Annotated in this window: 12 protein-coding genes; 1 reads left to right on the forward strand and 11 read right to left on the reverse strand. The window is 33.2% G+C overall.

Annotated features, from left to right (window positions below):
- Nucleotides 1-13: 13 nt before the first annotated feature.
- The 7 genes from Q1W72_RS13220 to Q1W72_RS13250 all read right to left on the reverse strand — a co-directional run bounded on the left by Q1W72_RS13220 (nucleotide 14) and on the right by Q1W72_RS13250 (nucleotide 8,735).
- Nucleotides 14-2,167 carry a PAS domain S-box protein gene (locus Q1W72_RS13220; RefSeq protein WP_302135759.1) on the reverse strand — a complete coding sequence of 718 codons (2,154 nt, stop codon included), beginning with the start codon at nucleotides 2,165-2,167 and terminating at the stop codon, nucleotides 14-16.
- Between the two features lie 324 nt (nucleotides 2,168-2,491).
- Nucleotides 2,492-3,304: a class I SAM-dependent methyltransferase gene (locus Q1W72_RS13225; RefSeq protein ID WP_302135761.1), complete on the reverse strand. Its 813-nt coding sequence runs from the start codon at nucleotides 3,302-3,304 to the stop codon at nucleotides 2,492-2,494.
- Nucleotides 3,305-3,383: 79 nt separating this feature from the next.
- Nucleotides 3,384-4,253: an AraC family transcriptional regulator gene (locus Q1W72_RS13230; protein WP_158234592.1), complete on the reverse strand. Its 870-nt coding sequence runs from the start codon at nucleotides 4,251-4,253 to the stop codon at nucleotides 3,384-3,386.
- Between the two features lie 103 nt (nucleotides 4,254-4,356).
- Nucleotides 4,357-4,794 carry a VOC family protein gene (locus Q1W72_RS13235; protein WP_121342591.1) on the reverse strand — a complete coding sequence of 146 codons (438 nt, stop codon included), beginning with the start codon at nucleotides 4,792-4,794 and terminating at the stop codon, nucleotides 4,357-4,359.
- A gap of 191 nt (nucleotides 4,795-4,985) precedes the next feature.
- Nucleotides 4,986-5,387 carry a DUF5958 family protein gene (locus Q1W72_RS13240; RefSeq protein WP_302135762.1) on the reverse strand — a complete coding sequence of 134 codons (402 nt, stop codon included), beginning with the start codon at nucleotides 5,385-5,387 and terminating at the stop codon, nucleotides 4,986-4,988.
- A gap of 172 nt (nucleotides 5,388-5,559) precedes the next feature.
- Entirely contained in the window at nucleotides 5,560-7,869 is a 2,310-nt protein-coding gene (locus Q1W72_RS13245) for a helicase-related protein (protein WP_302135763.1), read from the reverse strand.
- On the reverse strand, nucleotides 7,836-8,735 hold the full coding sequence (locus Q1W72_RS13250) for a Hachiman antiphage defense system protein HamA (protein ID WP_302135765.1): 900 nt from the start codon (nucleotides 8,733-8,735) through the stop codon (nucleotides 7,836-7,838). Before Q1W72_RS13250 ends, Q1W72_RS13245 begins: the two co-directional genes overlap by 34 nt.
- A gap of 526 nt (nucleotides 8,736-9,261) precedes the next feature.
- Here Q1W72_RS13250 and Q1W72_RS13255 point away from each other — a divergent pair.
- Nucleotides 9,262-9,702, forward strand: coding sequence for a hypothetical protein (locus Q1W72_RS13255; protein WP_099714704.1), 441 nt, complete (start codon nucleotides 9,262-9,264; stop codon nucleotides 9,700-9,702).
- Between the two features lie 137 nt (nucleotides 9,703-9,839).
- Here Q1W72_RS13255 and Q1W72_RS13260 read toward each other — a convergent pair whose 3' ends face one another.
- From Q1W72_RS13260 to Q1W72_RS13275, 4 genes are read right to left on the reverse strand one after another with little or no spacing between them, the layout of a single operon-like run.
- On the reverse strand, nucleotides 9,840-11,081 hold the full coding sequence (locus tag Q1W72_RS13260; RefSeq protein ID WP_302135766.1) for a peptidylprolyl isomerase: 1,242 nt from the start codon (nucleotides 11,079-11,081) through the stop codon (nucleotides 9,840-9,842).
- Nucleotides 11,082-11,117: 36 nt separating this feature from the next.
- Nucleotides 11,118-12,245: a peptidylprolyl isomerase gene (locus Q1W72_RS13265; RefSeq protein WP_302135767.1), complete on the reverse strand. Its 1,128-nt coding sequence runs from the start codon at nucleotides 12,243-12,245 to the stop codon at nucleotides 11,118-11,120.
- A 15-nt stretch (nucleotides 12,246-12,260) separates the two neighbouring features.
- Nucleotides 12,261-12,914: a gliding motility-associated peptidyl-prolyl isomerase GldI gene (gene gldI / locus Q1W72_RS13270; protein WP_302135769.1), complete on the reverse strand. Its 654-nt coding sequence runs from the start codon at nucleotides 12,912-12,914 to the stop codon at nucleotides 12,261-12,263.
- A 3-nt stretch (nucleotides 12,915-12,917) separates the two neighbouring features.
- The gene (locus tag Q1W72_RS13275; RefSeq protein ID WP_302135770.1) at nucleotides 12,918-13,922 is read right to left on the reverse strand and encodes a bifunctional oligoribonuclease/PAP phosphatase NrnA; all 1,005 of its coding nucleotides are present in this window, start codon (nucleotides 13,920-13,922) and stop codon (nucleotides 12,918-12,920) included.
- Nucleotides 13,923-13,980: the final 58 nt, after the last annotated feature.

Raw genomic sequence — 13,980 nt, forward strand, 5'->3', positions numbered from 1 at the left:
CATAGTTTCAGGCTTATATCAGCGTATCAGTATTGCCTTTTCGGAATCCGATTAATTGTCTGTATTTAGATTCTGATTCTTTCAAATCTTCCTCCATTTGTTTGTATTTACTGATGTCTTTTATCGTTACAACAGCTGCAACCACATTGTTGTTTTGATCGACTAATGGCCTGCCGCTAATCAGCACTCTTTTCTTTTCCTGTGCCATTGGATTCCAAAGAACTATTTCAACATCAGTAGTCACTTCGCCACTCAGCGCGCGTTCCATAGGTAAGTTTTGCGAAGGAAAAATGGTTTTTTCATCAGGGAAATAGAGTTCGAAATGATTGCTTAAATTAGTGGAAATTTTATCGTCTTCTTCGATTCCAAAAATCTCATTGGCCATATTATTAGCCATAATTATTTTTTTATCAGCGTTTGCAACAATAATTCCCTCACTTATATTTTCGACTATTAATCGTAATTTTTCTTCATTTTCATAAAGATTGTCTATGGCTTGTTGCTGTTCATTTTCGAGTTCTACAAGTTCTGTAACGTTTCGTCCAACTGAATAAAAAATGCCGTTCTGAAGATCCATATTGCTATTCCAATCGAGCCATTTATAAGAACCGTCTTTACACAAAAACCGTGTTCTAAAATTAACAACAGATTCTCCTTTTAGATGTTTTTCCAATACTTCTCCAGCAGTTTCCTTGTCGTCAGGGTGTATTAAATCCATGAATTTAATTCGATCCATGTCTTCCTGATTATACCCGAGAGTTTTTGTGAACGCATGATTGATTTTGATAAAATGATTGTCTTTGGCAACGGTTAAAATATCAAATGCCATATCAAAAAACATATTTGCTATCTTCAAGGATTCTTCATTTTTAATCAATTCAGAAACATCTCTTGCCACGGCATAAATTATTCCTGTTTGAATGTCAATTGTGCTTGTCCAGTCAAACCATTTATAGGAGCCGTCTTTTAGTCTTTCTCGAACTCTGTGACTGATAACGGAGTCGCTGATTTGTAGTTTTTTAATTCCATCCATAAAGACTTTAGCATCTTCAGGATGAATAAAATCTAAAAATGGCTTGTTGATTATTTCTCTTTGATCGTATCCAAGTATTCTTGTGAAAGCAGGATTTACTTTTACAAATTTTTCGTTTTTAATGACAACAAACATATCAAAGGACATGTAGAAAAATGTATTAGCGACATTTAATGCGGTTTCAATTTCTTTTTGAGCGGTAATATCACTGGCTACAGCATACAATAATCCAGTTGTGACATCAGGAAATACGGACCAAATGAGCCATTTTATTGAACCATCTTTACAAATGTATCTGTTTTCGAATTTTATTGAGGGAGCTCCCGTTTGAAGTTTAGAAACTTCTTTTTGTGTGATTTCAATATCCTCCGGATGAGTAAATTCCAAAAAGCTTTTGCTTAGCAGTTCTTCCTCAGAATATCCTAAAATTTTACTGACTGCCGGATTCACTTTTACGAATTTATTCATTGAGGAAATAATCATCATATCTACTGACATGTTGAAGAATGTATCGGCGGCTTTGGAAGATTCTTCCAGTTTTTTTCTTTCGGAGATATCTGTGAAAATGCCACCAATAGCATAAATCCTTTTTGTGGCGTCATAGATTGGAAATTTCACAGCGATATACGTGTGCATTCCGTCAGATTGTTGAATTGTTTCTTCGGTTTTTAATTCTTTTAATGCTTTTACAACCTCAAAATCGGAGTTTCGGTAGACATCAGCTATTGATGCGGGTAAAAAATCATGATCGGTTTTGCCTATTATGTCTTCATTTGTGATTTTATATAAAGATTCAAATTGTTTATTAATCAACAGATATTCGCCATTTATTTTTTTTATAAACATGGGGCTCAAAGTATTGTCGATAATCGATTGTAGTAATTGTTTGTTTTCTAAAAGTAAATCTTGGGAAACGTTTTTAGCCCGAAGTTGGGACCGAATGATAAAATAAACAACGGTCAGTAATATAACAGAAAGAATGATTAATGCAATTTCTATCCAATTCAAAGACTTGTCTAAAGTTTGGTCTCTTTGTTTGTCAATCCTTAGAATAAAAATCCAAGCAATAGCAAAAACAACGAATAAATTGAGGATGAATCCAATGATTATTTTTTTTTCTAAAGAAATTTTCATAGTCGTACGGTATAAAAATTAAATAGTAGTAAGCTCATTATCTAGAATTGATAATTTAAGTATAAGTATATGAAAGTTAGTTAATTAAATTGAATTAACAAGTGGTTTTTTCATATTTGTTGCCAAGTATGGAGCTAATCTATTTTAGGATTAAGAGTAAATAGGTACGCTTTTTTTGAATGAAATAGAGGATTTAAAACAGCAAAAAGCCATGAATTAATCATGGCTTTTTGTATTATGGGTTCGCTATTGTGGACACAGTTTGCAAAACTACACGAACAATTGTGCGATATCAATGCGTTCTGGTTAACGTTTTTAATGCTTTCATATTGAAACATCTACTCGCAGGAAAGTTGCAGTTATATCAGTAGTATTTTTATCGAGACTTTTATTTTGGCTGATAAACAATGTTTCCAGTTCATTCTGAAGATCTAGAGCTTTACCATTCTTTTCAGCCGCTTCAAAAGCATTCATAGTTGGTCCATAATAGTTCTTGAAATTGTTCAAGAATTCGGTTGGAGAATATGGAGCCTTAAATGTAAAAGTATCTCTGGCAAATGCTATATTTTCTTTTGGTACTCCTGCATCTACAAAACGCTCTGTAACGTTTTCTTCAATACCCCAAAGCATTGGGCTGATAAAACCTTCTGGCGGTGGCGGTGTATAGGAAGAACTGATTTTTAATATTTGTGCCACTAATGTTGGGTCTCCTGGTATCCAGTTACCCATTACGATTCTTCCTCCAGGTTTGGTAACACGAACCATTTCCTTAGCCACATCAAAAGGTTTTGGTGCGAACATAGCTCCAAAGATGCTCACCACAAGATCAAAACTCTCGTCTTTTTGTCCATTCAAATCCGTTGCATCGCCTTCCTGAAAGGTACAATTGGTAAGTCCTTCCGCATTTGCCCTGATGTTTCCTGCTGCAACAAGATTACTCGCAATATCAACACCTAAAACATTGGCGCCAAGTTTAGCTTCAGGTATTGCCGTAGTACCATCACCACAACCTAAATCAAGAACGTTAAGATTTTTAGTAATATCCAGTTTGGCAACCAAAGTTGCTCCGCTTTCACGCATACTTTCTGCTATTCGCGTGAAATCGCCTTTTTCCCAAAGTAATTTGTTTGCATTCATGGCTTTTAATTTTTAGTTAATCAAAACTAAAAAACCTTTCGATAAACTGCTTTACTGCAAAGTTCATTTACTTGACTGTTCAGCTCAAAATATTTATAGCTCTCTTTATAGTTGAGGGAGATGTTCCGAACTTTTTGCTGAAAACCCTGCTAAAATGGGAGATGCTTTCAAAGCCACTTTCAAAAGCCGCATCACTGACTGATTGGACTCCACTGGTAAGCAGGTGTTTGGCATGTTGCAATCTTTTCTCCATTAACCATTTGCCGGGAGAAGTATTATAAACCTTTACAAAATCTCTTTTAAAAGCAGATAAACTGCGATAACTTAATTTGGCAAAATCTTCCATTTTTAAATTAAAGCAAAAATTATCTTCCATAACCGATTGTAATGCTACTGTTTGTGGTGCATGGAGTAAGGAGCAGAAATAACATAATAAAGCTTCGTTTGTTTTGTTGTCTGCTAGTGTAAGAATTAGTTCTTTGAATTTAAGCTGCAATAGCGACTGGTCTGGAGGAACAACTGCATTGAAATAAGGAAGCATCGATTTAAAAAAAGAATGCACTGCTTCTGAGCTTTCAATGGGTATGATGGGATCATATTTTTTGTCAGATTGATGAAGTGCTGTTGATTTTGTTTTCAATACGTCACAAATGAATGTATCGGAAACGAAAAAAAGATAAAAGCAAAATTCTGTATCCAGAAACTGTTCTACAATTGCGGCTCCGCGTCTTATGAATACACAACTTCCGGCTTGCAAATCATAGGAACCATGGGGAGTGTGCCAAATCTTTTTCCCCTCTGCAACATATACAATGTAATTATTATGACTCCACAGGTCCGCAAATTTATCATCAAGCCTACAGTTATAAACCGTAAAAAGAGAATCACCACAACTGAGTCTGTGGCAACGGCTGGGAGTATCTACGATATATTGGTTTAAATTATACATCTGTATAAAATTAAAAAAAAATAATGACATTTTTAATATCAAATGCAGTTCTCACAAAAAAATGTTGCGTGCCAAGTATGAACCACCGCTAAGGGTTTTTTGCTTATACTTTCCCGTTAAATTTTGGATCAAAATCCACCATCCATTCAATACCGAATTTGTCTCTAAACATCCCAAAATAGGAACCCCAAGGACTGTCGCTAATAGGCACTTCAATATTTCCACCTACTGAAAGTCCGTTAAATAATTTATCAGCTTCTTCACGACTTTCTGCACTAATAGATATTTTTGATCTGTTTTCATTTTCATTTACTCGACCCATGCTTTCTGGAACGTCATTGGCCATTAAAATGTTTTTGCCAATGGGCAAGGCAATGAGCATGATTTTATTTGCATCATTTTCTGCTACTGGATATTCAGGACTCGATATGTCTTTTAAACGAATAATTTTGGCGAATTCTCCACCAAATACTGATTTGTAAAAAAGGAATGCTTCCTCGGCATTGCCATTGTAGTTTACATAAGGATTAATAAGTGCCATAATTTTTATTTTTAATTGGTTCTCTTATCTAAAATCTTTTACTCGAAATCTCTAAGGCTAGGGTGTTACGATGTAATGATGCCTAGCGTTGTATTACTACAGCGGGCTTGACAAATCATCCCAAATACAAAACCAACTTTCTATTAAGCCAAATACCCAAATCCGTTGTAGTGGCTGTTAGTGGTAGTGCTTTAATTTAGTATTTTGTCTAAGTTATGCCATTCGTGATTACATCCATCTTTACACCAAGTATTTCTTCGTACTATATCGGCAACTTTAAAAACTGAAATTAAAGTTATAAATACTTTCTTATTCTCATTTTCTGGAAGCAAAACAATTTTTTGTAAAGCAATTTTAAACCCTTTAGTTTTTAATAATACAATTGGAGTTGCAGTTGGTTTTAGTGGAATCAATTCAACGGCTTTTTCAATTGTTTCTGTATTCGGATGCGATTGATCTAAACACAATCTCGCTCTAGAAATTGTTTCGCTTTGTTCTTCTAGATTTAGATTTTCAAACCAAACTAAAATCTGTTCGAGACTAATTCTCTCTTGAGCAAAACTGTTTATCATTATTTCATCTTGATATAGCAAATCGTATGTTTTTAAGTTCTTTTTCTCCGGAGTTTTGTCGCATTACCACTAACGTCTTGGCACTACAGCGGGTTTGGGACTAAATTAAGCCCATTCTTCGGATTTGGCAAATCTTCCAAATACAAAACCAATTTCAAATTAAGCCTAATACCCAAATTGCTTGTAGTGTGTGTTAGGCGTTTGTGCTTTTATCAGTACCGTTAATAATCGTTTCTATTCTGTCAAATATTTTCATTTCGTAATTGTCGAAATTTGATTTAATATCTTTTGATTTATTCGTGTTCTCGTAATATTCTACAACACTTGAGGGTACACCATAATCACTAGCAATTTGTCCGTTTTCTGTTAATGCATTATATTCAAGTTTTACTAAAAGTCTGTCAATACCCGCAATATCGTCAAATGCTTTGGCATTTTCTTGAGCTTGTATGAACCGATACATAATATTGAAAACTCCAAGATATTTTACAACCTGATATTTCAAAGTGTTATAAACAAATTCGGCTGTGTCGGAAATTGCTTTATCAATTTTTACATTTTGAGAAATTTTATACTTAATAGAGCCAATAAAACCTCCAGTCAAATAGAAATGTAATAAATGAGTGATTGTCGAAAACTCTCCATTCAAGCCTTTATAGTCGATTAAAAATATTAGTTTTGGATTTTTTACTATTGGACGAATTACTTTTAATATAACTTGAAAGCCATCGTAGTCAATGTCCATTTTGTAATTAACAACTCTGATAAGAGTTTTTATTGATTCTATTTCTGAAGCCGATAATTTTTTAATTTCATCGTAAAGTATAATCTTATCAAGCCTACTTACAACTTTGTATAAGTTGAATATTTCGTCAGGAATACCTCTTTTTTCTTGTTCTTCTTTGATATCAGTTTTTCTGTCTTGGTCAGCTTGTGAAAGAAATTCGTCTTTGGAATAGAACAGATCAATTTCATCTTTTGGTGCTTGTAAATCATAGTTTTTATGCTTGATTCCTTCGGGTTCGGATTCAATTGCCTTCATAAAATCGTTTTTAAGTACTATAACTCTTCCAGAATAATGATACAAAAACCTTCCAGCTCTTCCTGCAATATTTTTGGCATCAAATTTCTTTAATTCTTTATCTCCTTTTTTACTATGTAATACAATTAAATTTTTAGCAGAAGTATTTACGCCTTCTGTAATAGTTGTTGTAGATATTAATACTTTTAATTTACCTGAATTAAATAACGAGATAATTTCTTTTTGAATATACTTTGGTATTAAACCGTGGTGAACACCAATTCCCTTTTGCAATGCTTTTACTATTGTCCAATCTCGGCTGAAATTTTTAGATATATGTTTAATGAAATCTGAATAATCATTATCTGAATGATTGTTGAAAACATCTGATTCTAAAAGTGTCGTTGCATAGGACTCTGTGTAATTTCTTGTTGAACAATAAACGATTGTATTTTCATTTATTTCATTTATTTTTTTGACAATTTCAATTAGTCTGTCTGTCTTGTTATTTGTTTCAAAATCAAATTCTAAATATTTATCGACATCAATATGCTTTTTAGACTTGATGTCTTCATATGTTTTACTAACAATTTCATACTGATTGTAGTTGATTAGTTCAATTTCGTTATGGATAAGGAATTTATCAAATGAACCATTATATCCTGTTTTATGAGAATCATAAAAGTCTATATATGGACCCGCTAATAATACATCAACATTATTTTCCAAAGCATAAAATACGGATAAACGATATGCGACATCTCTTTCATTTTCTTTTACTTCTTCATCAAGTAAATATTCGTTATCAATTTTATAAATCTCATCAATAAAAGCGAAATTAAAGATTATGCTTGTTGGATTTTTTTCTTTAAAAGACAAGAACCGCTCGGGGGTGTAAATAAATAAATTATTTTCTTCAAATTCAGTCACTTCACTTAAAGTATGTATTTTGTATTTGCCTGTAAAATATTCATAGTTATTATCGGATATTAATTTTTCCAAATTTTCAGAAAGCAAGGCAATAGTAGGAAAAATTAAAACTACGTTTCCATAGTTCATCTTTTTAATTATTTCAAAAACAATATGTGTTTTCCCAAATGAAGTGCTTGCTGATAAAAAATACCTATTCAATTTTCCAGTTTGAAACAAATCCATAATCTTCATTTGATATTTATGGACTTTTAAATTCTCATTAGTGTGTAAAGTACTTTCGTAAAGTAATGAGGAAAAGGTATTTAAATTATATTCTTCTATTCCTATCTCTTGATTGAATTGAGTTTTAAGAGTGTCGAAGTAATGTGGTATTCCTGCAATATTTGAAATATATTTTAGAAATTTTAAATCAGATTGATTTAATGAATCATTTTTTATTTCGTTGAAATAATCGCACACTGATTTAATAAGAATATCATCAGATATTTCTTTTGAATTGAATCTGTTAATTTGTTTTAGGACATTAATGGTTTCCTTAATTCTATCCATTTGATTACTTCTTCTTTAATTGTTTTAACATCTTTCATTGGAACCAAAATAAAAAAGATTGAGTAATCAACAGAAATATTAAAAGTACTTGTTGCGAATTCTTCTTGGATATATTTTGGAATATTTTTTATGCTCTCATCAAAACCGAGATCATCTTCTTCATATAATAGCATTACAGGATAAACTAATTTCATATTATGCTGTTTCATCTCATCAATTATTGATAAGTATGGATTTTCTTCCCAGTCTTTTATGACTTTTTCAATTTTAGAACCTTTGCAGTGAAGATTATTGATTTGGTTTGAAATGGCAAATACATTTGTTTGTAAATAGTTGTCTGATATAGCTTTATCAATATTTTTGAATATACTTTTTATTCCCGTTTTATAGTTTTTATGGAATTTCACTTCTCCAAACCAAAGTTCAGTTTGATTTTTGTTTTCAATTAAGTGATAAGAATCATATCCTTTTGTTTCTGAATTTTCTAAAGGATTATAAAAGTATCCTCTTGCAATTAATGGTTGCGATTTAAATAAAACATATAAAACACTAAACAAAATAACTTCTCCTAAAAAGCCATATTTTATTTTTTGGTCAAGGTCTAAATCTGGATTGAATTTTAATCTGTTTTGTAAAGCTATGTAATGTAATTTATCATAGTCTTTATTTTCAATATCAAATTCATTAAACGAGTATTCTAATATGGAATTGTAAATAATTTCGGTGAAGTCATTTTTATCAATTGATTTAAAACATTGGTCATTATCGACTGAAACAATTGTTTTTGCAATACCAATACTTGAATTTGGCAAGTCATATTGGTAAACGATTGTCTTCTCTATAAGGTCAAGTAATGATTGTCTCATTCGTTTGTTTGTTGTTGGTTTTCGGTGTCGCGAGGTAGCATAACGCCTAACTAGTATATAGGTCTGATAAAATCAGACCTATCACCCCAAATTTAGAGAGATAGGTCTGACGAACATAATACATTATTTCTTATCAAATATATTAAAATTTTCTTACAAATCATCAAATGAGCTTTTCATTTGATGGGTACTTTTTGAATTTAAATGAGACTAATTTAGTTGTTGTTGTCACTTATTTGCGTGAGGGATAAAAGTGGAAATCCTCTCGATTTTTCTTCGGGAGATTGCAGCGGATAGCCCGACTCGATTTTTTAGCGGGTCACGCCCAAATTGTGAATTTCAGAATCAATAGCAGTATTTGTTTGTCACTAATTTTAAATAAAAAAGGTAGTGGACTTTGCGAAAAACTTTGCGAACTTTGCGGTCAAATAAAACAATATGAAAGTAGCATAACGCAAACTCGAAATAAACACCGAAAGCGTTGTCCGAATTGCATATTGCTTTAAAAAATAAATATAAACTACGTATGAAAATAAATCCAAAAAACGGAATTGATAAGCTCATTTTCGGAATGAAACAAAATGATGTTACCGCTATTTACGGGAAACCAGACAGGAATTACAAGGACGAGGATGATAATGTGATTTTTGCTTACAACAAACTAAAAATGCGTTTGACTTTCTATGTCGAGGAAGAATTCAAATTGGGTTATATCGTAGCATCTAGCCCGGAACTGGATTTGTTTGGGAATAAAATAATCAATAGAAAAATTAGCGAAGTCAAAAAAGATTTGGCTGCCAAAGGAATCACTAAATTTACTCAGGAAGAGTTTGATACGTTTGAAAACTATTTCAATGAGGAAAACTGGATCATTTTTCAAACGGAATTTGATGAGGTCGTAAAATTTGAGATTGGTGCAATTATCAATCAAAAAGATGAATTTGATTGGAAATTTGGAAAAAAATAACAGAAAAATGGAATGCTGATGATGAGGTTAATCACCGATTCCCATTGGTCTAATCTGTACTTTTTAGCAAATAAATTATAAAAAGAAACCCGATAGATTTTGAAGTCTGTCGGGTTTTTTATTTGTGTTTTTGAAATTTATTGTTTTGGAGTTACTTGTTTTTCCAGCATTTCCAATTCAAAAACAAGTGTTGTATTAGGCGGAATAACGCTGCCGGCGCCTCTTTCTCCATACGCCAGATTTGACGGGATGAAAACGACTGCTTTGTCTCCAAAGGACATGTTCTCTAAACCTTCAATAAATCCCGGAATCATACCGTCTTTTTTTCCGGCTTCAAAAGGGAATGCTTGGTATCCGTTTTGTGCGGCACGGTTTGCATCATATTTTCCGTAGTTTTTACAAACGTCTTCATAACTGCTGTCAAAAAGGGTTCCATCCTCAAAATAACCGGCATAATGAAAATAAAATGTAGTTCCGTTAGCAGGTTTTACACCTGTTCCTTTTTGTGTTATCTTGTATGCTAGTCCTGATGGAGTAGTGGTTGCTGTTGCTTTTGTAGCGGCTAAATACGCTTTTTTTGCAGCTACTACTGGACCGTATTTTTCAGTATATGCTTTTTTGGCTTCGGCTTCAATTGCAGCTTGTTTTGCTTTGTTTTCAGCGTTGATTATATCTTGTTTCTTTTGATCTTCAGATTTATTGTTGAAATAATCCGAGAACACTTTTGGGGCATCAAATTTTTTGGCTAAAACTCCTTTTCTAACGATAGTAACTTTAGTAATCACATCATTTGCTGTAATGGAGTTCACCACATTCATTCCCTCAGTAACATGACCAAAAACAGTATGTTTGCCGTCTAACCAAGGCGTTTCTTTATGGGTAATGAAAAACTGGCTTCCATTGGTAGTAGGTCCAGAATTAGCCATAGAAAGTATACCTGGTTTGTTGTGTTTTAAGTCGGTAATTTCATCCTTGAACGCGTAACCCGGTCCACCAGACCCATTTCCAGAAGGATCTCCTCCTTGAATCATGAAGTCTTTAATCACACGGTGAAATTTTAAACCATCAAAGAAAGGTTTTCCTTTTAGTTTTTCATTGGTTACAAAAGTATTTTTACCTTCAGCAAGCGCAATAAAGTTAGCTACGGTAACCGGAGTTTTTTTGTATTCTAATTCAAGCACAATATCTCCTTTGTTAGTGGAAATTGTTGCAAAAATTCCTTCGATTACTGCTGGTGCTTTTACTACTGGTTTCACTGCTGGTTTTACAGCAGCTTTTACTGTTGTCACAGGTTTTTTTACCGGAACAGTTTTCTTTGTAGTTTGAGAATGCAGGTTTAACATTCCCACAAATAATAAAAACAGAATTTTAAATTTCATTTTTTAAGTATTTTAAGGTCTAACTTTTTTAATCGGTTATTGTTGAGGCATTGTTTCCAATAATTCAATTTCGAAAATGATATTAGCACCTGGAGGAATTACTCCACCAGCTCCCGCTTCACCATATCCTAATCGAGATGGGATAAAAAGTATCGCTTTATCTCCAAAAGATAATTGCTCCAATCCTTCAATGAAACCAGGAATCATGCCATCTTTTCTTCCGAATTGAAAAGGGATAGGTTGGTACCCATTTTGAGCCGCTCTGTTTTCGTCGTATTTACCAAAAGTTTTAGAAACACTTTCTACACTGGCATCAAATAATTCTCCGTCTTCCAGAAAACCAGCATAGTGTATGAAAACATTAGTGCCATTAGTAGGTTTTTTGCCGCCGCCTTTCTTAGTGATTACGTATTGCAATCCAGTAGGTGTTTTTGTTGCTTTTGCTTTTAAAGTAGCAAAATAAGCAATTTTTTGCTCACGAACTTCTTTGTATTTAGCGTCGTAGATTTTTTTGTTTTCAGCATCAATCGCTGCTTTTTTCTTTTGATTTTCAGATTCTACTGAAAAATAATCATTGAATGTTTTTACGGCATTAAACTTTTTAGCCGCTTCACCGTTTCTGATGATGGTAACTTTAGTAATGTAATCATTTTGTACAATCTTGTTCACAACATCCATTCCTTTGTCTACCACATGACCAAAAATAGTATGCTTTCCGTCTAACCAAGGTGTTGCAAGATGCGTGATGAAAAACTGACTGCTATTAGTTGTAGGTCCGTTATTGGCCATAGCCAAAACACCGCCTTTGTCAAATCTTAAATCTGAAAACTCGTCTTTAAATTTATAACCGGTATCTCCTGATCCTGTTCCTAAAGGATCTCCCGTTTGAATCATGAATTCCGGAATTACTCGGTGAAATTTTAATCCGTCAAAAAATGGTTTGCCTTTAAGTTTTTCATTGGTGACAAATTCATTTTTTCCTTCGGCTAAAGCCACATAGTTGGCAACGGTTATAGGTGCTTTTTCGAAATCTAATTGTACAATTATTTCCCCTTTATTGGTTTCTATTTTTGCATATAAACCATCAGGAAGATTGTTGTGCTCTTCTTTACAAGAGTAAATTGAAGCAATAACTAGGAATGCGAATAGGATCTTTTTTTTCATTTCTAAATTTAATTTTTATTGGGTTATAGTGTCTTTGGGTTTTATTACGGGTTTGGTTTCCTGCTTGGCAGGAGCAGGGATTGCTTTTAGTTGGACTTCACTTTCTTTCTTATACACTGCTTCCGATTTGAAATCTCGTAAAGTTACCGTGCAAATCAAAGGTTGATTGGTGCCAATTTTTTTGTCGTCACCATGATAGCCATATCCCATATTTGACGGAAAAAGGAAACTCACTTTTTCGTTTTTTCGCATTAATTTGATACCGTCACGCAATCCCATCATGATGTTTTGTTTGTCTACATAATAGATTTGAGGCCTTAATTCCAATTCAGAATAGATAACGGCACCTTTTAAATCTTTTATTTCGTAGTCAAAAAAAGCGACATCACCTTTTTTGGGAGTAAGGGAATCAATCTCATTTTTCGTCACATAAGTATACCAATATCCTTTTTTGGAAGCGATGTATTTTACTTTGGGATTGCTTTTGATCAAAGCTTCAATTTGAGTTTCTTCGTTGGCAACCAGTTTTTTATTGCGCGCGATTGATTTCTTCATAAAGCTTCCCGAAGTCTGTGAAATAGGCTTTCTGGCATCCTGATGCTGCTTACAGCTTGAAGCAATTATGGATAAAAAGAATCCAAATACGATTAACGTACTAAATTTTGACATCTATTATATTTTTAGCTTTGTTACTAAATCTTCAAATTTTCGAATCGTTTCTTCCATCGATACTTCTGATTTTCCACCGGCAGCATTACGATGTCCACCACCATTGAAGTGATCTCTGGCAAATTGATTGACATCAAAATCACCTTGTGAGCGGAAAGAAATCTTGATGATTTTTTCTTCTTTATTTTCGATAAATATAGCAGTAAAAACGATTCCTTTTATACTTAATCCGTAGTTTACAATTCCTTCTGTATCGCCTTTTACATAATCAAAGGCATTTAACTCGTCTTGAGTAAGCGTAGTGTATGCGGTTTGATGTTCTGTTAAGACTTTCATGTTTTGAAGCGCTCTGCCCAATAACTGTAATCTTCCAAAAGAACTGTTGTCAAATAATAAGGTTGGAATCTCCGTATTTTGAACACCTAAATCAATTAATTCAGCGATAATTCTATGGGTTGTTCCAGTTGTTTTTGGAAAACGAAAAGAACCTGAATCAGTAAGAATTCCGGTATAAATACAAGTTCCTATAGTTTTATCGATATCCTCTTTTTTTCCAAGAAATAAAATGAAGTTATAAATCATTTCACAAGTAGATCCAAACGAGGTGTCAGAATAGGTAAATGTGGCATAATCATCTGGTTTTTGATGATGATCAATCATGATAAATGGCGCTTTTAGCTTGGCTAAAACATGCTCCATTTCACCGGTTCGGTGCAAAGCATTGAAATCTAAAGTGAAAATAAGTTCCGCTTCTTCCAGTATTTTAGTACAGTTTTCTTTGTCTTTTTCGTATATTTTTACGGTTTCTGAGCCGGGCATCCACGCCAGAAAATCAGGAAATTCATTGGGAGAAACCACCACAGGATGGTGATTGTTTTTTAATAAAAAATGATATAATCCTAAGGTAGAGCCCATAGCATCTCCATCAGGACCTCGGTGCGGGATTATTGCAATTTTTTTTGGAGTTGATAATAACAACTGAATCGCTTGAATGTCTTGTATTTTCATAGATTGCGAAATTACATTTTTTTAATGTAATGTTGAAATCATTTCTGTAATTAACAAA

This window comes from Flavobacterium sp. ZE23DGlu08, from assembly GCF_030505335.1.
Lineage (GTDB): Bacteria > Bacteroidota > Bacteroidia > Flavobacteriales > Flavobacteriaceae > Flavobacterium > Flavobacterium algoritolerans.